Annotated in this window: 20 protein-coding genes; 14 read left to right on the top strand and 6 right to left on the bottom strand. The window is 45.6% G+C overall.

Going from position 1 to position 24,184, the window contains the following annotated elements; translation table 11 throughout:
• The first annotated feature begins 398 nt into the window (after positions 1 to 398).
• Positions 399 to 626, top strand: a complete 228-nt coding sequence (locus tag ACO0K1_RS07430; protein WP_423024260.1) for a hypothetical protein — start codon at positions 399 to 401, stop codon at positions 624 to 626.
• Between the two features lie 145 nt (positions 627 to 771).
• Positions 772 to 2,169: an argininosuccinate lyase gene (gene argH / locus ACO0K1_RS07425; protein WP_423024258.1), complete on the top strand. Its 1,398-nt coding sequence runs from the start codon at positions 772 to 774 to the stop codon at positions 2,167 to 2,169.
• Between the two features lie 125 nt (positions 2,170 to 2,294).
• Here argH and ACO0K1_RS07420 read toward each other — a convergent pair whose 3' ends face one another.
• Positions 2,295 to 5,393, bottom strand: a complete 3,099-nt coding sequence (locus ACO0K1_RS07420) for a ligand-binding sensor domain-containing protein (protein WP_423024256.1) — start codon at positions 5,391 to 5,393, stop codon at positions 2,295 to 2,297.
• A gap of 340 nt (positions 5,394 to 5,733) precedes the next feature.
• Here ACO0K1_RS07420 and ACO0K1_RS07415 point away from each other — a divergent pair, with 340 nt between their 5' ends.
• From ACO0K1_RS07415 to ACO0K1_RS07395, 5 genes are all read left to right on the top strand, one after another.
• Positions 5,734 to 6,882, top strand: coding sequence for an ABC transporter substrate-binding protein (locus ACO0K1_RS07415; RefSeq protein WP_423024254.1), 1,149 nt, complete (start codon positions 5,734 to 5,736; stop codon positions 6,880 to 6,882).
• A 218-nt stretch (positions 6,883 to 7,100) separates the two neighbouring features.
• Positions 7,101 to 7,982, top strand: coding sequence for a branched-chain amino acid ABC transporter permease (locus ACO0K1_RS07410; RefSeq protein ID WP_423024252.1), 882 nt, complete (start codon positions 7,101 to 7,103; stop codon positions 7,980 to 7,982).
• Between the two features lie 3 nt (positions 7,983 to 7,985).
• Positions 7,986 to 8,855 (top strand): branched-chain amino acid ABC transporter permease, encoded by an 870-nt coding sequence (locus tag ACO0K1_RS07405; RefSeq protein WP_423024250.1) that lies wholly within the window; start codon positions 7,986 to 7,988, stop codon positions 8,853 to 8,855.
• Entirely contained in the window at positions 8,856 to 9,617 is a 762-nt protein-coding gene (locus tag ACO0K1_RS07400) for an ABC transporter ATP-binding protein (RefSeq protein ID WP_423024248.1), read from the top strand.
• Positions 9,614 to 10,327 (top strand): ABC transporter ATP-binding protein, encoded by a 714-nt coding sequence (locus ACO0K1_RS07395; protein WP_423024246.1) that lies wholly within the window; start codon positions 9,614 to 9,616, stop codon positions 10,325 to 10,327. The genes ACO0K1_RS07400 and ACO0K1_RS07395 overlap by 4 nt, the downstream gene beginning before the upstream one ends.
• 101 nt (positions 10,328 to 10,428) lie before the next feature.
• On the opposite strand, the gene pmbA is transcribed toward ACO0K1_RS07395, so the two are convergent.
• Positions 10,429 to 11,781: a metalloprotease PmbA gene (pmbA, locus tag ACO0K1_RS07390; protein ID WP_423024244.1), complete on the bottom strand. Its 1,353-nt coding sequence runs from the start codon at positions 11,779 to 11,781 to the stop codon at positions 10,429 to 10,431.
• Positions 11,782 to 11,962: 181 nt separating this feature from the next.
• On the opposite strand from pmbA, the gene yjgA reads away from it, so the two are divergent.
• From yjgA to ACO0K1_RS07375, 3 genes are all read left to right on the top strand, one after another.
• Positions 11,963 to 12,574 (top strand): ribosome biogenesis factor YjgA, encoded by a 612-nt coding sequence (gene yjgA / locus ACO0K1_RS07385; RefSeq protein WP_423024242.1) that lies wholly within the window; start codon positions 11,963 to 11,965, stop codon positions 12,572 to 12,574.
• Entirely contained in the window at positions 12,561 to 13,184 is a 624-nt protein-coding gene (mog, locus tag ACO0K1_RS07380; protein ID WP_423024240.1) for a molybdopterin adenylyltransferase, read from the top strand. Before yjgA ends, mog begins: the two co-directional genes overlap by 14 nt.
• Positions 13,185 to 13,407: 223 nt before the next feature.
• Positions 13,408 to 14,079: an alpha/beta hydrolase gene (locus ACO0K1_RS07375; protein ID WP_423024274.1), complete on the top strand. Its 672-nt coding sequence runs from the start codon at positions 13,408 to 13,410 to the stop codon at positions 14,077 to 14,079.
• 486 nt (positions 14,080 to 14,565) lie between these two features.
• On the opposite strand, the gene ACO0K1_RS07370 is transcribed toward ACO0K1_RS07375, so the two are convergent.
• Complete coding sequence (locus tag ACO0K1_RS07370) at positions 14,566 to 15,108, bottom strand: YaeQ family protein (protein WP_423024238.1); 543 nt, start codon at positions 15,106 to 15,108, stop codon at positions 14,566 to 14,568.
• On the bottom strand, positions 15,108 to 15,980 hold the full coding sequence (purU, locus tag ACO0K1_RS07365; RefSeq protein ID WP_423024236.1) for a formyltetrahydrofolate deformylase: 873 nt from the start codon (positions 15,978 to 15,980) through the stop codon (positions 15,108 to 15,110). Before purU ends, ACO0K1_RS07370 begins: the two co-directional genes overlap by 1 nt.
• A gap of 297 nt (positions 15,981 to 16,277) precedes the next feature.
• Here purU and ACO0K1_RS07360 point away from each other — a divergent pair, with 297 nt between their 5' ends.
• Positions 16,278 to 17,303, top strand: a complete 1,026-nt coding sequence (locus ACO0K1_RS07360) for an NADP-dependent oxidoreductase (RefSeq protein WP_423024234.1) — start codon at positions 16,278 to 16,280, stop codon at positions 17,301 to 17,303.
• A gap of 207 nt (positions 17,304 to 17,510) precedes the next feature.
• Here the strand turns inward: ACO0K1_RS07360 and otnI are convergent, their stop codons facing one another.
• Positions 17,511 to 18,299, bottom strand: coding sequence for a 2-oxo-tetronate isomerase (gene otnI, locus ACO0K1_RS07355; RefSeq protein ID WP_423024272.1), 789 nt, complete (start codon positions 18,297 to 18,299; stop codon positions 17,511 to 17,513).
• A gap of 10 nt (positions 18,300 to 18,309) precedes the next feature.
• Positions 18,310 to 19,269: a bile acid:sodium symporter family protein gene (locus tag ACO0K1_RS07350; RefSeq protein WP_423024232.1), complete on the bottom strand. Its 960-nt coding sequence runs from the start codon at positions 19,267 to 19,269 to the stop codon at positions 18,310 to 18,312.
• Between the two features lie 378 nt (positions 19,270 to 19,647).
• Between ACO0K1_RS07350 and pepF the strand changes: the two genes are divergently transcribed.
• The 3 genes from pepF to ACO0K1_RS07335 all read left to right on the top strand — a co-directional run bounded on the left by pepF (position 19,648) and on the right by ACO0K1_RS07335 (position 24,179).
• Complete coding sequence (gene pepF / locus ACO0K1_RS07345) at positions 19,648 to 21,513, top strand: oligoendopeptidase F (protein ID WP_423024230.1); 1,866 nt, start codon at positions 19,648 to 19,650, stop codon at positions 21,511 to 21,513.
• 279 nt (positions 21,514 to 21,792) lie between these two features.
• A complete protein-coding gene (locus ACO0K1_RS07340; RefSeq protein ID WP_423024228.1) occupies positions 21,793 to 22,392 on the top strand; it encodes a hemerythrin domain-containing protein in 600 nt (199 codons plus the stop codon).
• 491 nt (positions 22,393 to 22,883) lie between these two features.
• On the top strand, positions 22,884 to 24,179 hold the full coding sequence (locus ACO0K1_RS07335; protein WP_423024226.1) for a sensor histidine kinase: 1,296 nt from the start codon (positions 22,884 to 22,886) through the stop codon (positions 24,177 to 24,179).
• Positions 24,180 to 24,184 lie beyond the last annotated feature (5 nt).

Below are 24,184 nucleotides of genomic sequence, written 5' to 3'. Positions count from 1 at the left end.
TCTTGGGTAAGATGTGTGTATGTCATTTCGGGCAACTTTGACTTGGAGGTCTGGAAGGCCGGATGCTACTGCATCTTCCCACCTTTAACCATTTATCTTCAGTTGCACTTCATAGTTGAACTCGCGAAATTAAATTAAATTAAATTATTATCAATAAAATCATGAGCAACTGATACTAAAAATTCAATAAAAACATGAATGAAAGTATAGAATCAGAGACAAATAGTGCTTACCACAACAAAAATATAATTAAACTGTGCAATGGTGCCCAGGTGCCCAGGAACATTGGCAATGTCACAAAGTTATTCAGCAGGCAAAAAAAGACATTGAATCGTTTAACAATATCGCGTAACCTTCGCTTCCCCATTTGCGCAGAAATTGATAGTAGATGCTGTCCGATGAAAGATAACAAAGATAACGCCACCATGGAATTACCTGGCTTTGCAGAGCCAATTAGTGAAACGCCAGAACTCCGTAAAAATATCGCGCAACCAAAACGCAGCAAGTTCGCCAAACAAGTGCAGCTAAACCTCTTAGAAGAGCTCGGACCAACCGACATCAGTGGATTGCCAGCCTGGGTCAAGGACGAAAACACAGATCTGACAGGGTTGCCTGTGTGGCGCTGAATCGAGTATAGCGATTTTACTGATATTACTGATATTACTGATATATCAGTACCTATGCGTATCTAAAATCAGGCAAATCCATCGCAGTGTTTTATAATCTCATGAATTTATCGCCAACTGCAGCCTTAACGGCAATCCATCCCCTATGACATCTCAATTTAATAAAAAAAGCGAGGCATGGTCTGCACGCTTCTCTGAACCTGTATCCGACCTGGTAAAACGCTACACAGCCTCCGTATTTTTTGACAATCGTATGGCGAGCGTGGATATTCAGGGGTCGTTGGCGCACGCCGAAATGTTGAGCGCACAAAACATCATCACCGCGCAGGACTATGCTGACATTCAACGTGGCATGGCACAAATTCAGGCCGAAATTGAATCGGGTAAATTCGAATGGCTACTTGATTTAGAAGACGTTCATCTGAACATCGAAAAGCGCCTGACTGAACTGGTAGGTGACGCCGGTAAGCGATTGCATACCGGGCGCTCACGTAATGATCAGGTTGCAACTGACATTCGTCTGTACATGCGCGCCGCCATCGATAACATCGTTGAGCTGTTGCGTGCTTTGCGTGCAGCGCTCATCGATCTCGCTGAAAAAAATGCAGACACCATTTTGCCTGGCTTCACACATATGCAAGTTGCGCAGCCAATTACGTTTGGTCATCACATTTTGGCGTATGTTGAGATGTTTGGTCGCGATACAGAACGCATGCAAGATTGTCGTAAGCGCGTCAATCGCTTGCCATTAGGTGCAGCTGCTTTGGCTGGTACGACTTTCCCGATCGATCGTGAGCGCGTCGCAAAAACTTTGGGATTTGATGAAGTTTGCTACAACTCTCTCGATGCGGTATCTGACCGCGATTTTGCGATTGAGTTTTGTGCCGCTGCGGCGCTGATCATGACGCATATTTCACGCATGTCAGAAGAACTAGTGATTTGGATGAGCCCGCGCGTTGGTTTCATTGATATCGCAGATCGCTTCTGCACTGGCTCATCGATCATGCCGCAAAAGAAAAATCCTGACGTACCGGAACTGGCACGCGGCAAAACTGGACGGGTAAACGGCCACCTGATCGCCTTGCTAACCTTAATGAAAGGCCAGCCATTGGCCTACAATAAAGATAATCAAGAAGATAAAGAACCCTTATTTGACACCGTCGATACTATTATCGACACTTTGCGTATCTTTGCCGATATGGCCACTGGTATCAGTGTCAAACCTGATGCTATGCGTGCAGCCGCTTTGCAAGGTTATGCCACTGCGACAGATCTGGCTGATTATCTGGTGAAAAAAGGCTTGCCTTTCCGTGATGCGCACGAAGCCGTTGCACATGCTGTCAAAACCTGCGTTGAAAAAGGTTGCGACCTCAGCGAGATGCCACTGTCGGAATTACAAACCTACTCGTCGTTGATTGGAGAGGATATTTTCCAAGTGCTGACGTTAGAAGGTTCTGTAGCTGCACGTGACCATATTGGCGGCACGGCACCCAACCAAGTTCGTGCCGCAATCATTCGCGCACGTCAAAAATTATCAGCGTGATGTAACAAAAAAAATGAGTGCTGACCGATGCCGATCAGCACTCATTACACATTATCCGTACTTTCTATTTTGCAATGCTAAAGTCAAAACACCACGAATCATCGAAATCCGCAGCGTCATTCTAGTTAAACTGAGTCCTCAAACTCGACCCGATTACGACCATTTGATTTAGCACGATAAAGTGCCTTGTCAGCGCGGGCAACGAGTGCCCCTATCGTTTCACCGATGGCTATCGTGGCGACACCAAAACTGGAAGTCTTGATAACAACAACCGGAAAACTATACTCTGCGACTGCTAGCCGCAATCTTTCCGCCACATTACAAGCTTCTTCTAAGCTGGTACCTGGACATACAACTAAAAACTCTTCACCGCCCCAACGGCCAATCACGTCTTGCTCACGAATAGCGCCTTTGAGCAACTTCGCAATCAAGACCAACACCATATCGCCGACCTGATGGCCAAATGAATCGTTCACAGATTTAAAATGATCAATATCAAGAAGAATGACAGAGAATTTCGTATCGCCAAATAAATGGCGGTTATATTCAAATTCAAGCGTTTGATCGAGCTTCAACCGATTATGTAATCCCGTGAGTTTGTCGGTCAACGACAGTGTTTCTAATTGTCGATTCTTATCGTCAAGCTGTGCTGTTCTTTCGAGCACCAGTTTTTCCAGAAGTTGTGCAGATTCTAGAGCGCTATCTTGTACTTTCCTCAAACGCCAACGATATCCTAGCAAGATCAGTACAATAAAACTGACAAAGCTTATTAAGCTAAACCACCACGTTTGCCAATACGCAGGTAAAACACGAATAGGAATTCGCAATTCATGCTCACTCCAAACGCCCAAACGGTTGCTTCCCCGGACCTGAAGAACATAATTACCTGGCCAAAGGTTACCGTAACTTGCGCTCCGATGATCGGCATCCGTTTCCGACCAATCTTTATCATAGCCCTGCAAGCGGAACGCATACCGATTTTTTTGTGGCGCAGAAAAATCGAGCGCGGCGGCAACAATACTAAAGTTGCGCTGACCCGGCGCCAAAGTCAGCCCTTTAGACAAAATGCTACTCGAAACAGATTTACCGTCAATGGTTAACTCACTCGCGACAACTTGAGGTTGGTGATGCCATACTTGAAATTTTTCCGGATCAATCACCACAACACCTAAGGTTCCCCCTCGTAAAATAAGGCCATCTACCGTACTTGTAAATGACCCTGTCCAGCCGGATCCAAAATCATAGCCGTCGGCCTTACCTAATTCATGCACTTCCATTGCTTTAGGGTCAATAACAAATGTATCAGTCCAGATACGACCATGTTTATCTTCAACCATATTGTCGCCAAGCCCATTTCCCCGCATACCAAGCTTAGAATTCAAATGATCAAAAGTAGCGCGTACACCATCCCAGCTTTTCAGGCAATCAAGACCGTTAGCAGTCGCAACCCATAATTGACCAGAATGATCGGATAACAAGCCAACAATCAAACTGGATGCAAGGCTATCGGTCCGCTGTGGATCATGCAGTATCCTAGATAAAGTTTTTGGCCCTTCATCCCACACCCACAGTCCGGCATCACTACCCGCCCACAACCGACCTTGTCTATCCTCTGTGAGGTTATAAACAGCCGCACGCACAGTGCTACCGTCAGCTTGCGCAATCGCTTCGAAGCGCTTTTTTTGAGGAAGCCAACTTACCAATCCACCCGCTGTTCCGACCCACAAAGTACCATCACGACCGACCAGAAATTTGTTAATAACGTCTGGTACGCCTGGGTTGGTTGAATATGCCTCCCAGTTGTCAGAACCATGCGCCAGTCTGAAAGCGCCAGCTTGTTGAGTTCCGGCCCAAATAGCGCCGTCGGGAGTTTGTGCTAACGCAGTGATCGTCCGATCACCCAACTCACCAGCATGCCCTGAAAACGCGCGATAACCACCAATCAGACCAATTTTTCTATCAATAATATCGATACCGTTTCCATCACTACCGACCAGAATCCTGCCATCATGTAATTCAAGCAGGCTGTGTACATCTGAATGCGACAAGCCTACACTTCGCTCTGGACTATGCCTGAGCAATTGGAACGCTTGATTCGCTGGCTGAAATCGTTGCAAGCCACCACCCCAAGTTCCAGCCCATAATAGACCGGAGGCATCCATCAAAAGTGTTCCTATGTGATTGTGTGCAAGGCTGTTAGGATTTGTAGGGTCATGACGGATACGTTGCATCAGCGTGCCGTCTCTAGCCGATACAATGTCTATCCCCCCCCCAAACGTACCCAACCAGATTTGGCCAGGCCGTGGTTGCAAAATCTTGGAAATCCAGCCATGCGAAAGACTATTGACTTTGGCTGGATCCGGCGTCAGCCAATGTAATTCTTGCGTCTGCGGATCTAACCATGCCGCACCCCTGGCGATAGTACCAATCCAAAGTTTGCCATCAGTTGCCTCAAATAGCGTCATGACTTTATGCCCCGCTAAAGAAGCGGGATCTAGCGGCGCCGACGCAACTCGCTCAAAACTATCACTACCAGCTCTGCGCCATTGTAGCCCGTTTGCAGTGCCTATCCATAAACTTCCTTCGTGGTCGATCAATAAGCTACGGACACGGTCATCGATAAGACCACCAAAATGCATGGCATTGTGACGAAAATGTTGGACAGGACGACCTTTTTCTGGCGGCCAATAATCTAAACCTTGATTAGCGCCGACCCAGACACCACCTCTTGCATCGCCAACAAGTGCCCAGATCCGGCCTTTCACATTGCCATCAAACGAAGTCAATGTGGGCACCTCGCTTTGCGCTGCACCGCCGCTATAAGAGAATTGCTCGGTTTTAGGATCAAATATGGATAGCCCGTCGCTCAATGTGCCGACCCACAGACGCCCATCTGTGCCAGACCAGAGAGCGGTGACGTAATCACCTGCAATAGAGCCTGGATCAGCATCGCTGTGTTGATAGTGACGAAAACGGTATCCGTCATAGCGAATGACGCCATGTTGCGTTCCTATCCATAACCATCCTTTATCTTCTTGAGATAAGGCAGTAATGATGCCATCCTTCAGCGATTCGCTATCACCGACGGATTCAAAATACGGTTCCGCAAATGCAAAATCTCTGTGTGCGGTAAGTTCACCAGCAACAACTATTCGCAACCATGTCGTCAGAATTAGAATAATGAACAGGTGAACATTAACGCTGCGCAATATCACCTTAGCCATACTACATCCCAGGTATTAGAAAAATGAACGATGCAAATTGAGAATGACTATGCGCACTCAATTAAACGACTACATCACATCGTTTTCCAAGCGTATATGTAACAACTTCGTAAAACAAGCCTGAAAATCAAAAGAACCTGATACAGGCACTTTAGTTGCAGATGAGCGATCTAATCTCAAAATAAACGTTACCTAACTACAACAATCATTCTTTGTTCATGTTCGTTTGTATAAGAAATACACAAGCAATATAATCTTTGGCAAAATAGGATTTATCGAGTAAAAAATTTTATAACGATAATTTGAAATTCAAGAACAAAATAGTCGAGGAGATATAGTAATGTCACATCAGTTTACATGGTTAGCCGCGGGTGCTCTATTAGGATCGGTGACAATGGCACAAGCCGCCGAGATCAAAATTGGCGTTGCTGAAGCACTTTCTGGCCCCGCTGCAAAATATGGTAGTGCAATTAAAAACGGTTTTAACCTCGCTGCAGACAACATTAATGCCAAGGGCGGTATTAATGGCGACAAAATTACGCTTATCATTGAAGACGAACAAGGAAAAAAAGAAGAAGCCATCAATGCCTTCAAAAAGCTGATTTTTCAAAGCAAAGTACTCATGGTATTTGGCCCAACACTGTCCAATTCAGCGTTTGCGGCCGATCCTATTGCTAATGCGACCAAAACAGTTGTGTTTGGAACGAGCAACACCGCAGATGGCATTACCAATCTTGGTCCTTTTACTTTCCGTAATTCCGTGATGGAAGCCGACGTTTTGCCAGTAACGACCAAAGCAGCGATCAAACAATTTAATATCAAAAAAGTGGCCGTCATTTACGGCAATGATGATGCATTCACAAAAAGTGGCTATGACGTTTTTAAGGCAACTCTTGCAGATCAAAAAGTGTCTGTTACTGACACAGAAACCTATGCTAAAGGCGACGTTGACTTTAAGGCACAATTAACCAAAATCAAGTCCTCTGAACCCGATGCGATAGTTTGTTCTTGTTTAGCCGAAGAAGCCGCTAATATTATTTTGCAAACCCGATCGCTGGGAATGAAACAGCCCTTTATTGGTGGTAATGGTTTCAATTCACCAAAACTGTTTGAGATCGCCAAAGACGCTGCCGACAATACCTTAATGGGTAGCCCTTGGTCTGCTGAAAATCCATCGACCGCCAATAAACAATTCATCGCCGACTACAAAACGAAATTTGGCACGGACCCTGACCAATTTGCCGCGCAAGCTTACGATGCTTTGCAGATCGTAGCAGAAGGCATCAAAAAAATTAAACTAAGTGGCGACCTGAACAAAGATCGTATTGCATTGCGCGATGCATTGCCTGCCATTAAGTTTGAAGGCGCAACAGGAAAATTCTCTTTCCGCCGCGCTGCGCCTAAGGACGGTAAAGAAGCTGGCTACGATGCGCAGCAAGATGCTATTGTTAATATAGCAAAAGGCGGTAAATTTACGCTATTAAAATAAGCTGAAAAAAGACCGGTTACCGCCGATGGGCAACCGGTCTGTCGCTCAACAACTCAATAGCTCAGTTGCTCAGTTGCTCAGTTGCTCAATTACATAATTGCTCAGTTTTTTAGACAATACACCTAAATGTCGAGCTGATTGTTGATCCAACCAATCCGCCTGAATTTGTTTAACCATCGCGCACATTGCTTGCACTATGCTGCGCCTTTTGGACTACCATGTTTGCTCAACAACTTGTTAATGCACTGACATTAGGCAGTGTTTATGCACTGTTTGCGTTAGGATTCACCTTAATTTTCGGCGTACTCGGCGTCATAAACCTCTCGCATGGCGCTATTTTCATGCTCGGCAGCTATATCGCATTGCTGCTCGTCAATCACTTTCAAATGTCTCTATGGCTGGCAATGCTGTGTGCGATGCTCGCTTGTGGGCTGCTCGGCGTCATTGTCGATTTTTTAGTATTACGTCCTTTACGTCAACGCAACGCACCACATCTGGCCCCAATGATCGCAACGATCGGGGTGGCAATTATGATTACCAATATATCGCAAGGTTTTTTTGGTGCTGAGAATCAACGTTTTCCGTTGGGTACCATTCCTGAAGACAGTGTCAGCATTGGCACTCTTCATTTAACTGCTGTGCAATTAGCGATTGTTTTGATTTCTTTTAGTTTAATGCTCGCTCTTTTGGCTTTGATGCGTCGGACGCAATTGGGAAAAGCGTTAAGAGCCATTGCTGAATCACCAAAAGCCGCCTATTTGCTGGGCATTAACGTAGAGGCGCTGTTTTTTCTGACCTCGTTTGCCGCCGCAGCCCTGGGTGGTGCGGCTGGTGTTCTGGTAGGTTTATCTTTTAATGCCATCTCGCCTTTCATGGGGCAACCAATGTTACACAAGGGGATTGCCGTGATCATTCTCGGCGGCATGGGAGATATTCGCGGCGCTATGCTAGGTGGGCTCTTTTTAGGTTTTGCCGAAGTCATGAGTGTCGCGTATTTATCCAGCGACTACCGCGATGCCATTGCTTTCGGCTTGTTATTTTTGATTTTGTTAGTAAAACCTGCCGGTATGTTTGGGAAAATTTTAGAAAGAAAGGCGTAAGTCATGCTCGAATGGTGGGATAGTTTTTGGGCGATTTACAGCTCTGTTATTTTCGGTGTCGGCATCAATGCCATGTTGGCCTTATCAATATATCTAACGCTGTCTTGCGGTCTGTTATCGCTAGCCAATGCGGCATTTATGGGTATAGGGGCGTATGCGGCAGCTATGATCAGCATGCAAACCAATTTGCCTTTTTCGGTGGCACTGCTGACCGCCGCGATCATGCCAGCATTAGTGGCTTTAGTCATTGGCGTTCCGACTTTGCGCCTCTACGGCGTTTATCTGGCCATGGCAACCTTGGGCTTTGGCGAAGTAGTGCGCGTGATTGTCCTCAATCTCGATATCACAGGTGGACCAATGGGTCTCAATGGCATTGAGCAGAAGACTGAATGGTGGCATATTGCCGTCCTTTTAAGCGTTACCGTGTTTGTCCTGGCACGAATACGCCGTTCCAAGATTGGCCGTGCCTTTGAAGCAATTAAGGAAGATGAAATTGCAGCACGTTTAATGGGTGTCAATGTGGCGCGTTACAAATTATTAGCATTTGTTTTAGGTGCCGTGATTGCAGGGGTCGCAGGTGCCCTAAATGCCCACTATACCTTCACGATTGGCCCTGCCAATTATGGATTCGAAAATGCCGTCGATATTTTGACGATGGCTGTTTTTGGCGGCACGAGCAATTTACTTGGCCCTTTACTAGGAAGTTTTACTTTAAGTGTCCTGCCAGAATTCATGAGTTCACTCAAAGATTACCGTCTTGCAGCAAACGGATTTATCTTGATTATCGTGATTTTGTACCTTCCAAAGGGAATCTGTGATCCAGCCAAACTGCGCGCGTTTCGCCGCCGCTTTTTATCTTCAAAGGCACAATAAATGTTGAAGTTAGACTCGGTAAGTAAAAATTTTGGTGGCTTGCAGGTATTGCACGAAGTTACATTCAGTATGCAGCCCGGGAGTATTTTTGGGCTCATTGGCCCTAACGGTGCAGGTAAGACCACAATCGTCAACTTGATTACTGGATTGATTCAACCCTCAGGCGGAGAAATAATCTTCAATGGTCAAAATCTGAGCCAAATTGCCTCGCATGAAATTACCCGTTTAGGGATCGCACGTACGTTTCAAAATATCCGTATTTTTAAAGAAATGACTCTGCTGGAGAATGTCATTGTTGGTATGCATGATCATCTGAAGTACGGTGGTATTAGCATGTTATTCAACTTATCCTCGTTCAAACAAGCGGAAGCCAAAGCAAAAGAACGCGCATATGAACTTCTTTCCTGGGTTAAATTGGATCATAAGGCACTGATGCTCGCTGATAATTTGTCTTACGGCGAACAACGCAAACTCGAACTGGCACGCGCTTTAGCAACCGAGCCTAAATTACTATTACTCGATGAGCCGGTGGCAGGGATGAACCCAGCTGAAAAAACAGAACTCATGGTCGAGATTAAAAACATCCGAGATCGTGGATTTTCTATTTTTATGATCGAACACGATATGCGCTTTGTGATGGAGCTCTGTGACCATATCGCTGTACTCAATTTTGGCAAGATTATTGCCGATGGTCGTCCACAAGATATTCGCAATAATCCTCAAGTTATCGAGGCATATTTAGGTAAGGAGGATGCGGCATGAGTGCACTTCTTGCATTAAAAAAACTGCATGTTGCGTATGGCCATGTCCAAGCAGTTAAAGGCATTGATCTCGAATTGCATGCAGGACAGATCACCGCCTTGGTTGGTGCTAATGGCGCAGGAAAAAGCACGACATTGCTTGGGATTTCCGGCCTGGTTAAAGCGAGCGGTGGCAGTATTTTGTTCGATGGCGACGAATTACTGTCGCTTGCACCACATCACATCGTACAAAAAGGCATAGTTCAGGTAGCTGAAGGTCGTGCGATTCTCGGCACCCTGACCGTACAAGAAAATCTTGATTTGGGTGCCTACACACGTTCAGATAAAGCCCAGATTGCGACTGATCTCGAATGGGTGTTTTCATTATTTCCGGTACTTAAAAATCGTGCTAACGGCTTGGCAGGAAATTTATCCGGGGGCGAACAACAAATGTTAGCAATTGGACGCGCCTTAATGGCACGCCCAAAAATTCTTTTGCTCGATGAACCATCGATGGGACTGGCGCCATTAATGGTGCAAGAGATCTTCAGGATCATCAAGCACATTAACCAGACGGGATTAAGCATTTTGCTGGTCGAACAAAATGTGAAGCAGGCTTTAAAAATAGCTGAACGTGCTTATGTTCTTGAAAATGGTGAAATCGTACTGCAAGATAGCGGCGCGAATTTACTCAACAACTCAAAGGTGATTGCAGCCTATTTAGGGACTTAAATATTGGCGGTAATGATAGCGCGAGTACAACCCGCGCTATCATTGTCTTTTAGCGAATTGGGCGAATAGGCGTGTTAGATCCGCCCTAGTACACTAGACATTTAACTTCCGGCAACCGTCATACTCTCAATTAGTATAGAACCGGTTTCTTTCGTGCCACGAACCAGGCGATCAGCGCCAATCGCAACGATTTGTTGAAACATGTCGCGCATATTACCGGCGATAGTAATTTCTTCTACCGGATATTGGATCACGCCATTTTCTACCCAATAGCCTGACGCCCCGCGTGAGTAATCGCCCGTCACATAATTCACGCCCTGCCCCATCAGCTCAGTCACCAATAAGCCTGTGCCCATTTTTTTCAGCATCGCAGCAAAATTATCCGTGCGCTTGGTCAAACTAGAACTCAATGTGAGGTTATGCGAACCGCCAGCGTTACCGGTCGTTTTCATACCAAGTTTGCGCCCGGAATATGAAGATAAAAAATAACCCTGCAAGACGCCATTACTGACCACGTCGCGGCGAGTTGTTTTAACACCTTCGTCGTCAAATGGGGAAGAACCAACAGCCCCAATTACGTGCGGATCTTCAACGATCTGAATATGCTCAGGGAAGATTGTCGTACCCAAAGAATCTGGCAAAAAGGTCGATTTACGATACAAAGCGCCACCCGACGTTGCCTGTACAAAAGAGCCAAGTAATCCAGCCGCTAATGGCGCCTCAAACAATACCGGGCATCTCCGTGTATCGAGCTTACGCGCATTTAATCGAGCCAGTGCACGTTCCGCAGCGTAACGGCCAATTTCTTCAGGTTTGGCTAATTTTTTAGGATTGCGTTGTGATGAATACCAATCGTCACGCTGCATTTTGGCACCTTTTCCGGCAATCGGCGCGACCGAAATTGTATGCCGGGAAATCGGGTATCCGCCCATAAAACCACGTGAATTTGCTGAGACGAAATGTGATTGCTGCACATGAACGCTTGCGCCTTCGCTGTTGGTGATACGCTTGTCAACCGCAAATGCGGCCGCTTCTGTACGCTTGGCGATATCAATGGCGTCTTCTGCCGCGATAAGCCATGGGTAGCACAATTTCAGATCTAATGGTGCCAATTCAAATAAATCTGCATCGGCTAAACCTGCGCAATCGTCTTCTGCGGTAAAACGGGCAATGTTATAAGCGGCATCAACGGTATCCCGCAACGCTTGCGTAGAAAAATCTGAGGTGCTGGCATTGCCACGTCGTTGTCCAACATAGACCGTGATACCAATCCCCTTATCCCGATTTTGCTCTATGGTTTCTACCTTGCCCTTGCGGACACTGATGGATAAACCACCACCTTCACTAATTTCTACGGCGGCATCCGATGCGCCTTTTTCTTTCGCAAATTGCAACATATCCTGCGCAATTTGTTGCAATTGATCCTGGGTGTGGGTAAAAACGGGTTTGCTCATAGAGGCGATTTCTGTGAAGAGATTAGGCTAAAAGGATGACTCACATTCTGCAACGAAACGGCATCGTAACGCTAATTAGATAAACGATTCAGCTGTTTCGCCGGGCATTTTTGAGTATATCCGAGCTAAAAAGGGTATCATAGCAGCCGTTTAGTAAAGTTTATAGTAAAGGCGCAGAATTATGCCAAATCCAAATCGTGGCTCATGCGGCTACCAGTCCAATGAGTTTGAAGAAGAATACGACCGCCCGTCAAAATCCGAACTGAAACGCCAGATGACGGCGTTACAAAAATTAGGACAAGAATTGGTCGAACAGCCACGTGACCGCGTCAAACGCGTTCCTATGCCTGAAGACGTACGGGATGCCATTCTTGAATGTCAGCAAATCTCCAGTCATGAAGGCCGTCGTCGTCAGATGCAGTACGTAGGCAAAAAAATGCGTACTCTGGACGAAGAAGAAGTTGCATTGATCCAAAAAACGATCGATAGCTGGAAAGGCGCATCGAAGTCAGAAACTGCGGCTATGCACGCATTGGAACGTCGTCGCGACAAGTTGTTAACCGATGACAATACCTTAACGGAATTGCTAGCGGAACACCCAGAGCTCGATGTACAACAATTGCGTACATTGATCCGTAACGCCCGTAAAGAGCAAGCAGAAAACAAGCCGCCAAAAGCCTACCGCGAAATTTTCCAGATTCTGAAGCAATTGCAAAAAACCGACTCTAAAGGTGCTGCGGCCGACGGCGAGGACCTCGAAGATCAAGAGGACGAGGAAGATGAGCAATACTGATCCGCTGGATCGGGCTTTGCGTATTGGCCTGGTATCGATTTCTGACCGTGCTTCTGCGGGTATTTATCAAGATCAAGGCTTACCTGCGCTGCAAGATTGGTTCAGCCAAGCTCTGGCTAGCGCGTGGCAAATGGAGACTCGTCTCATTCCTGACGAACGCAGCGCCATTGAACATGCCCTAATCGATCTGGTCGATGTGGCTAAGTGCGATCTGGTGATCACCACCGGTGGCACCGGGCCTTCCCGTCGCGATGTCACGCCTGAAGCAACTCTGGCAGTCTCCACCAAGGAAATGCCGGGCTTTGGCGAACAAATGCGCCAAATTAGCCTACATTTCGTACCAACGGCAATTTTATCGCGCCAAGTCGCGGTCATCCGTGAAACGACAGATCACGCCGCACTGATCTTGAATTTACCAGGCCAACCAAAATCGATCAAAGAAACCTTGGAAGGCCTAAAGGACGTCGATGGAAAGCCACTCGTAAATGGGATTTTTGCCGCGGTTCCTTACTGCATCGACCTCATCGGCGGCCCTTACATCGAGACGAATGCTAGTATTTGCAAAGCATTTCGCCCAAAATCTGCGATTCGTATCAAAGCGCAAGACTGATGCTGCTTTTTGAATTTTTTTGATTTTTTGAAATATTCTGATGACGCAACCAACACCACCCGAACTCAATCGACGAAGGTGGCTGTCGACCTGCGCCATCTTGGCGCTGGGTACGGGGATGACTGGAATTGCCTACGTATGCGGCGCAGATGAATTAACTCCGTTATCATCGACCAATTCAAACACAAAACTCCTACCTACCAAGAAGAAAGCCAAACCTGCCATGAGCAATTTACTTGAAACGATAGAACTTGAAAGTGCCCCGCAACCGACCGTTGCCATTATCTGGATGCATGGTTTAGGTGCTGATGCAAATGATTTTGTGCCGATCGTTAAAGAGCTTGATCTGCGGGACTGCCCTGCGATTCGTTTCGTCTTCCCAAACGCACCAACAATGCCTGTCACCATCAATGGCGGCTATGTAATGCGCGCTTGGTATGACATTCTGGGCACCGACATTGCCAAACGTGAAGATGAAAAAGGTTTAAGGAGTTCGCAAGCTGAAATCGAAAAACTGATCGCACGCGAAATCGCCCGTGGCATTCCCGCTAACCGCATCATTTTGGCTGGCTTCTCGCAAGGATGCGCAATGACTTTGCAAACAGGCTTGCGTTACCCCGAAAAACTAGCTGGCTTGTTGTGCTTGTCTGGCTATGTGCCCTTGCGCGATGTGGTGGCATCGGAACGTAGCACCGCGAACCAACATACACCAATATTTTTAGCGCATGGCCGTGCTGATCCGGTAATTCATATTCAACGTGCCGAACAATCACGCGACTTACTCAAAGAAATGGGTTATCCGGTTGCGTGGCATGAATACATGATGCAGCACTCGGTTTGCCAGGAGGAAATTGATGACATTGGGAACTGGTTGCGCTCGGTGCTGAAGGCGTAAAAAGAGAGATAATCGTAAGGGAGGAGCTCCCTCAATAATCACGATATCGAACACATTGGTAGAGTGCACTCGCACACATTGATTTATCCGTGGTTGCTGCATTATCGCTTTTGATTTCAACCGCTTTAGACAAAGCAATTTGTGCTTTACGGACAATGGAAAAAGAAAGTGATGCTGTCTGAGCGCAGCGAGTTTCAACACTTTCCCGTTTTCTGTGATGCGCAAATCGTGCCGACACGCAGTGATGGCACTCGCAGGGCAAAGTCTCAGCGTCGCCTTTCTTTCGCTTTCTTTTCTTTGGCCACGCAAAGAAAAGAAAGTGGCTGCCTGGCCACACCCTGCTTGGCTCTGGGAAGCGTGGTCATTTTAGAGACTGAAAACAATCCAATAAAAATGCCACCTAACTTGCAAAGGAAAACAGGTTCTTCGAAGGCTCTTGATCTGTACGACGGGTGCAATCCGCCTTTATGACGGAGAAAACTTCGATTAGCTAAAATCCTTCCAGGTCTCAACGTCAATTTGCACTGACGCCTCACCCGCCGACATCCAGATCTGGCCATCTTGTATCGTGCATTGCAGTTGCATCGAACGTTGTGCAAGCTTTTCTAAAGCCTGACTTTGCTCTGCTGGCACGTTCATGACTTTCAGATTTTTGGCTCTATCAAGGCGGCTATTCATTTGCTTCCACCAGATATCACTGGCGTTGGCAAAACTATACACAACAACCTTGTCTGAACGGCCACAGGCCTTGAGTAAACGTCGATCGTCAGGCTGACCCACTTCCGCCCAAAGTTGTATCGCATCGGTGTAATCTTTTTCCCACAAATCTGGCTCTTCGGTATCAGAAATACCTTTGCCAAATTCCAGACGTTCAGCCGCATGAATCGCGAATGCTAATACACGGATCATCATGCGCTCATCGGTTTCGGAAGGATGTCGGGCAATCGTCAAACTGTGGTCGGCGTAGTAGCCACGATCCATGTCTGAAATATTCAGATCCGCTTTATAAATGATTGACTTGAGTGCCATTATTTGAATACCACCGTTTTATGACCATTTAACAAAATACGGTGTTCGACAAAGCATTTCACTGCGCGTGCCAAAACCACACATTCCACGTCTCTACCAATCGCTGTCAGCGTCTCTGGCTCCATTGCGTGATCAACGCGTTCCACGTCTTGCTCAATAATCGGCCCTTCATCCAAATCACCAGTAACAAAATGCGCCGTTGCACCGATCAGCTTTACACCGCGCTCATGCGCCTGGTAATAAGGTTTGGCGCCTTTAAAGCTAGGTAAAAAAGAATGATGAATATTGATCGCCTTACCGCGTAAGGCATCGCACATAGCAGGTGATAAGATTTGCATATAGCGAGCTAATACCACCAGCTCAATCTCGTTGGCAGCAACAATTTCCAGAATCTTTTGCTCTTGCGCTTGCTTGGCTTCAGGTGCAGCGCCAGTTGCCAATGGCAGGTGATGAAACGGAATGTTGTAGCTTGCTGCCAATTGGTAAAAATCGGTGTGATTTGAAACAATCGCTTTGATCTCTACTGGCAACAAACCACTCTTGTAACGGAACAGCAAATCGTTGAGGCAATGGCCAATCTTCGACACCATCAGCATCACGCGCGGCTTATGATGCGCATCGTGCAACTGCCAATTCATCTGCATGGTCGCCCCGAGCGACGCAAACTCTTCTCGCAGCCTTGCATCACTAATCGCCGAATCCTCTACCGCAAAATGTACGCGCATAAAAAATGTCGCCGATTGCGCGTCACCAAACTGTGCTGAATCGATAATATTGCAGCCATGTTGCGCTAAAAATCCCGATACACTGTGCACAATGCCGCGTTGATCGGGGCATGATAAAGTCAGGATATATTCTGGTCGTATTGTCATAATTTCAATTATTTCATTCCCATGAACGATTTATGAGAATGAAAACAAATTTAATTTGGTAAAAAAGCTAAAAATTTAACCGGCTATTGTCGCACGTTCCGCGACACAATTCAGCAATCGAATATTTTTAACGCTGCATCGAGATAAAAAGCACGAACGTTCTAATTAATGTATAGTCATCGTTTCAAGTGAAAAAAACCAGAAGCTTGAGCACACCAAAAGAACCAATAATTAAATTAACATCAACTAGCATCAACTAGCATTAACTAGCTGCAATTACCCCAAAAAGGAGACACCATGACTAGTACCATCAATCAACAATACCGACTTGCCGCCCGCCCCGTAGGCAACCCTAAGCATAGCGACTGGAATTTCACGTCAGAAGAAGTTCGCGAAATCAATGATGGCGACATCGTGGTGCAAACTATTTATATTTCCTTAGACCCAGCAATGCGCGGTTGGATGAATGAAGGCAAGTCCTACATCCGTCCTGTTGCAATTGATGAAGTAATGCGTGCTGGTGGCATTGGCAAAGTCATTGCATCCAAATCACCAAAGTTTGCCGTTGGCGACTACGTTTCTGGTGGCACGGGTGTTCAACAATATTGGGTTGGCGCTGCCACTGACAGAACTGCTGGATTCTATAAAGTCGATCCACGTCTTGCTCCTTTGCCAAAATATTTAAATGCTCTTGGTATGCCCGGTATGACGGCGTATTTTGGTTTGCTTGATGTGGGCCAACCTAAGGCAGGCGAAACCGTCGTGGTCTCTGGTGCCGCAGGTGCGGTCGGACAAACCGTGGGTCAAGTTGCGAAGCAAAAAGGCTGCCGAGTGGTCGGGATTGCCGGCGGTAAAGATAAATGCGATTTTGTTGTGAATGAACTTGGATTCGACGCCTGTATCGATTACAAATCAGGCTCAGTTCGCGATGGTTTGAAAGAACATTGCCCTAACGGCGTTGACGTTTATTTTGATAACGTCGGCGGCGACATTCTCGATACGGTGCTCACCCGTATCAATCTGAAAGCCCGCATTATTATCTGCGGCGCGATATCGCAATATAACAATACAACTCCAGTAAAAGGTCCAGCTAATTACTTGTCATTGTTAGTAAATCGCGCTCGTATGGAAGGCATCGTTGTATTCGACTACGCCGCCCGTTACGGTGATGCTGTAGCTGAAATGGGAAAATGGATGACAGAAGGAAAATTCCATACACGCGAAGATATCGTACAAGGCATTGAAACTTTCCCCGATACCTTAATGATGTTATTTGAAGGAAAGAATTTTGGTAAGCTGATTTTGCAAGTCAGCCCGGAGTAAAGGTAAAACACTAGCCCTTGCCCGCATGTGTATAAGGGGCAGGGTTAGGGTTAGCCTCATGACATTGAGTAAAAGGGTAGATCGGCGGCTTGATAAGCTAAACAATATTTTTTATATTTTGATTATTATTTATTGATTATCAATTATTGCTTAGTAACCAAGCTCATACCTACCCTTCTCCAGCCCGTGGGAGACGGTTTCAAAAACTTATAAATAAGGTTTTAGCCAAGTCAATCCCGCAGACGTAGCAGCCTTTGGGCGGTATTCACAACCAATCCACCCCTGATAGTCGAGTTGATCTAAAAGTGCAAACAAATGCGGGTAATTAACTTCCCCCATGTCTGGCTCATGACGATCAGGAACGCCGGCAATTTGCACGTGGCCTACGCCAGCATGCTGACGAAACAGATCACGTTTGAGTTTGGTCACAATATCGCCTTCCATGATCTGGCAATGGTAGATATCAAATTGCACTTGCAAATGGCTATTTCCGAGTTCTTCACAAATTTCTTGTGCCTGTTGCTGATAATTTAGAAAATAGCCTGGCATATCGCGGGTATTAATCGGCTCAATCAGTACGGTCAAACCTTCACGCGATGCGATCAATGCCGCATAAGCAAGATTACGCAAATAGACCGCGTGATATTTCTCCCTATCCTGATCGGGGCGCATCAGTCCCGCCATGACATGAATATGGCGATTACCCAAAATTTTTGCGTATTCGAGCGCCTGATCAAAAGCGCGTTTAAATTCGTCTTCACGCCCTGGCAACGAAGCAATCCCTCGCTCACCAGCAGACCAATCCCCGGGCGGCGCATTAAACAACACTTGCTGCAAACCATTTTGATCGAGACGATCGCGTATCGTCTGCGCCGAATGTTCATAGGGGAATAAGAACTCTACTCCCTTAAAACCGTCTTTTGCTGCAGCATCAAAACGGTCTAAAAAACTATATTCCTGGTACATCATGCTCAGATTGGCGGCAAATTTTGGCATCATTGATTCCTTATCGTTTTGCGTATCGTTGTGCAAGAACTGCGCAAACCATTAACTGCAATTGGTGAAACAACATCAACGGTAACAACACCATCCCCACTGAGCCACTGGCAAACAGGACTTTTGCCATCGGTACACCACTGGCCAGACTTTTCTTGGAGCCACAAAATACGATGGTGATTTCATCTTCCTTATTAAATCCTAATCGACGACTAACAAACATCGTCAAACCCATAATGATCGCCAGCATCACGCCACTGATGATCAATATCGTAAGCAGCATTACGCTTGGCACCTGCGCCCATAAACCTTGCACTACCGCTTCACTAAAAGCGACAAATACAACCAGAAGAATGGAACTTTGATCGACCATCTTTAAAACGTGTGCATGTTTGGTAATCCAGGCTTGCAACAAGGGACGCGCCAGCTGTCCGGCAATAAATGGTAGCAACAACTGCACAATAATTTTCAGCATGCCATCTAACGAAGAACCGCTATCACCGTGGGTTTTAAGTAGCAGACTAACCAGCAAAGGGGTAATAAAAATACCTAGCAAGTTGCTTGCAGATGCGCTGCATACAGCTGCAGATACATTCCCCCGCGCCACCGAAGTAAATGCAATCGACGACTGCACAGTCGAAGGTAGCATACATAAAAAGAGAATCCCAACATACAGTTCTGGCGTCAGCAACGGCAATAACACTGGCTTAAGAACCAATCCCATCACTGGAAAAGCCACAAAAGTCACGGTCAACACCAACAAATGCAAACGCCAATGCGTTAAACCAGACACCACCGCTTCTCTGGAAAGTTTTGCCCCGTGCATAAAAAATAGCAATGCAATCATCCAGACAGATAATTGATCAAATACCACGGCGACATGATTGCGAGCCGGAAAAAAGCTGGCAATTAAAATGACACTCAACAGAAGCAAGGTCATATTGTCGGGTAAAAACCGGGGTCTCTGCATAAAAACTCCAAAATACGTACTAAAAGATATCAATCACCGTAAATGTGGGTGAAAGCGGGCTTCTTTGATTGTACTTGAAAGCGGCGCTGGCCTATACACAAGTCCGAGGCACAATATATGTAATCAAAAATGTCACAATCGATCCAAAGAAATAGGCTTTTCAAACCGACAAATTCGTAGAAAAGCTAGCAAACCCCAGCAAAACCAAAGATTCTATTGAAATCGCAATAATTCGAAATAAAATCCGTCGCAGGTACTTACCGGTAGTCAGTTTCGCTGTATATTTTTAAGCTTTTCAACAATAAAAACACGCTTACCACGCGTGAATTTTCTACCAGTTAATTGCCTGTCGTCTAACGAGACACACAAGGAGACCCCATGAAACGAACTTTGATTGCTGGCTTGCTCGCTTTTACATTTGCAATCCCCAGCTACAGCTACGCTAAACTTCCGAATGACATTGAAGCAAATCAATGGAATCTCAAAGATTTGTACGCCGATCGCGCAGCTTGGGACAAAGACGCAAAACATTTAGAACAGCAATTAACGCAATTCGAAAAATGCAGTGGCCACTTAGGAAGTTCTGCAAAGCAATTTAAAGAATGCCTGGACCTGAATAATGAAATTCTGAAGCGCATCACACGCTTGTCAAACTACGCGTCACAATATCGCGATCAAGATACTGGCACTAACGAAGGCCAGGACATTGCACAGAGCGCCGATATTTTAGGCAATAAAGTGTGGGCGGCAAATTCTTTTCTACGTCCTGAATTACTCGCACTTGGCAAAAGCAAGATAGACGCGTTTTTAGCAGATGACAAATCACTGGCTGGTTATGCATTTTACTTACATGAAATTTTACGCGCCAGCAAACACACTTTAGACAAAAAAGGTGAAGAATTGATCGCCGCCTTTGGCATGGCAACAAATGCTGCTGGTGCTGTTTATTCGACACTGTCGAGTGCGGACATGCCTTGGCCAAAAGTCAAATTATCGAACGGCGAAGAAGTCGTTATCGATCAGGCTGCCTACACCAAATACCGTGCCGCCGCGAATCGTGCAGACCGTAAGCTGGTGTTCGACGCGTTCTGGGGTAAATGGAAAGAATTTGAACGCACGTATGGTGTAACCTTCTACGAGCAACTGAAAAAAGATGCGGTCGATGCCAAAGTACATAATTATCCAGACTCACTGACCAGTTCCCTGGACGGCAACGACCTGCCACGTGCAGTGTACGATACGCTGGTAAATCAAACTCAGGCGAATTTACCGACGCTACACCGCTACTTTAAGCTACGCGCAAAAATGTTAGGCGTTACTGACTTGCATTACTACGACATGTATCCGGCCTTAGTTTCTGGTGATTACCAATATCCTATCGCTGAAGGTGTCAAGTTGATGTTGGCGTCAGTCAAACCGCTAGGTGAAGACTATGTCGCTGCAATGACAAAAGCAACCACCGAACGTTGGATGGACGTGTACCCTCGTCCTCATAAACGTTCAGGTGCCTACATGTCCGGTACCGCTTATGACGTCCATCCTTATTTGCTGCTGAACTACAATGATGACTACGAATCTGTATCTACACTAGGTCATGAATGGGGTCACGCTATGCACTCCTACCTGGCAAATAAAAATCAATCTTTTTTGAATTCGGATTACCCGACTTTTACAGCAGAAATCGCATCGACGACCAACGAAGTTTTCTTACTCGACCACATGCTGAAGATTGCAAAAACAGACGATGAACGCTTGTTATATCTTGGCTCGGCGTTAGAAAATTTGCGCGGAACTTTCTTCCGTCAGGCGATGTTTGCGGATTTCGAACGTGAAGTCCATGGCCGCGTCGATAAAGGTGAATCCTTAACCGGTGAAGGCCTAAGCAAAATCTACGGTGACATTCTGAAACGCTATCATGGCGACAAAGAAGGCGTCATGAAAATTGATGACACCTATGCAGTTGAATGGGCCTATATTCCACATTTTTATAACCGTTTTTATGTGTTCCAGTATGCGACGTCCATTGCAGCTGGCTCCATGTTTGCCAATGAAATACTGAAGGGTGAAACAGGTGCACGTGATAAATATCTCAACATTCTCAAGGCTGGTGGATCTGCCCATCCGTATGAACTGGTCAAAAATGCTGGCGTCGATTTAGCCTCACCTGCACCATACCAGGCAGTCTTTAAACGCATGAACAGCATCATGGATCAAATCGAAGCCATACTAGCTAAACGTCAATAATCCCCTACGTCACTTCATAAAAAAAGAATCCCCGATTTGCACTTGTGGCAAGCGGGGATTTTTTATCTGACTTTAAAAAATACTTACAGAAACCTAATGAAACCTGATGAAACCTGATGAAATCTGATGAAATCTGAAGGAACCATAAAAAACCTTACAAACCCTTAAGAATACTTTCTTCACAATTCAGCCAAATTCGCCAAAAGCATTCCTTGATGCGCATCAAAAACATCAATTCATTAGAGGAGTACATTTAAAGAAACACATTGGAGACTCCTTATGGCAACTCGTCACGTCCACCCCGTCGCCGTCGACATCATCCAACACGAACATGAACATCTGTCCGCCGTCATTCAAGGGATGCTTTACTTTGTACGAGGGATAGATAAAGGGGCACCTGCTCCGGATCTGAAAGTTTTTCGTGCAATGCTGTATTACATCGCTGAATATCCAGAAAAAGTTCATCATCCCAAAGAAGATAAATTTCTTTTTAGCAAGATCAAAGAACGTACGCATCAGCTCGATGCCGAACTTGATGCGTTGATTGATCAGCATAGCAAAGGCGAACTACTCGCACATCAATTGCAAGATGCTTTATTGTGCTACGAATTTAATGGCGCATCGGCTTTTCCGCATTTTCATCAATTGGTCGAGCAATATGCTAAGTTCTATTATTCGCATATGAATATGGAAGAAAAAACCATTATTCCCGTGGCGAGACAAGTACTTAACATCAATGACTGGCAGGAAATTGATCAAGCATTCATTGAAAACCGCAAACAGCTTGATGACGCAGGCGAACGTTATCGGTACGAACAATTGTTTTCCATCATCGTCAATATCAGCCCGGCACCGATAGGTATCGCTGATCCGTTGTAAAAACATTGCCGCAAAGTGCCAAGCAGTAAATTGAACATAGTGAGATGCGAAAGCCTTCAGGTTGACGCATCAAATCTATCCATTTTGCGCGCCCTCCACGCTCACTTCATCTGCGGCTAAATCAAACGTCCCACCCAATCTTTTACGGTTTGCCGTCTATTTTTTCGACTTGCACTCCGCCAACATGTTACCAGCCAGAGCAAATCCATCCGTCAATAGACTAGTTCTGTATCAAAAAAACCTGCATTTGCCGCAAATCTTCCAAAAAAACTGCTCTTGCCAGATACACTAATACGGCTAGTCCAAATAATTACTGCGCCCTAAAAGAAAAAATAAGTGTCGAGACTGCCCGGCTTCATAGACATACTTATTATTATTCAAGCGCTCGCTACTCTGTCTGGATGTAATACAAATATTGCTACAATATTAAAATAAAAGTTGAAATCATTTGCGTTTCGTAATGAATCGGCATTTTTAAATCAGAGAGTATCGTGAATCAACGTCCCGAAATAAACAGCGAACACAAGCAAAGCACGCCAAATGATGCCCCTTTGGCCGCAAACATCATTAGGAAAGAGGTGTTTTGGTACGCGCGAGCGCAGCAGTATCCCATTTTCAGTGTGACTTGGTACAAATATCGTGTTTTAAGCTATTTAATTCCTGTCGTGCTACTGATTTTATTCCTGCTACTCATGACGCAAAGCATCAAAAACGCCTCGTCATCATGGAAAATAGCGGTTCTAGTACTAGCCATATCCATCGTTATCAATTTATTTTTGGGTAGAGGCTTAGCGGTACTCGTCTGCCGGACAAAGTGGTCGCAACAAAAGATGGCAATCGGGGTGGTCTTATCGATCGTTTTCGGTTTTGGACTTTCTTCTAGTCTTTATTTTTTTAGTAAAGGGATAGAACAAAAACGAATTATTGAAATTCAAAATAATGGAACAAATTCGGCCAACGAGGAATTCGAGAAACTTGAAAATTCGATGGAAAAAAATGACTTTGTCTATATTCCCATGCTGGCATTTCACTTTATTCTCTACGCATGGTTAGCTGGATTTCCCGACCTGTGGGCCTATTTTAAACAGCAAAAAACAATCAAAGATGCACTGACCGAGCAGCAATTAGAAAAATATAAGATCGAGCGTAATGAAGCAGAAATGCGTCTCTCTTTATTAGCCAGTCAGATAGAACCACATTTTTTGTTTAATACCTTATCCGGTGTTCGTTCGGCAATACTTAGTGATCCACAAAAAGGCGTCGCCATCATCGATCACTTGGCAGAATATTTGCGATACACGATTCCAGAAATACGGCACGATGGCGTAACACCACAGGTGAGGCTTGCCAATCAATTTAATGCCATTCGCGCGTATTTAGGCGTTATTCAACATCGGATTCCTCGCTTAACGTTTTTCACCCACTATACTGAAACCCTTTCCGAACAACTCATTCCACCGCTCATGTTGATATCACTTGTTGAAAATGCTGTGAAACATGGCGTGGAATTAAAAAAAGGTCCTGTGCATATTGAGGTGAACGCAAAAGAAATTGTGGTCGATAGTAAAGCGTACCTACAATTAATCGTCAGCGATAATGGCTTGGGATTCTCTAACGTGACATCAGGAACAGGCATAGGGCTGACCAATATTCGTGAACGATTGCGTCAACTCTACGGAAATGAGGCTGTATTACTCCTCACCACCAATGAGGAAGGGGGAATAAGTGCCAGTATTCGTCTGCCAATCTTTTCCGTTGATAAATCTTCCGTTCATTTTTTATCGTAAACACC

It is taken from the genome of Undibacterium sp. SXout20W (assembly GCF_049340285.1).
Lineage (GTDB): Bacteria > Pseudomonadota > Gammaproteobacteria > Burkholderiales > Burkholderiaceae_D > Undibacterium.
This window is presented reverse-complemented; position numbering and strand designations above follow the sequence as displayed.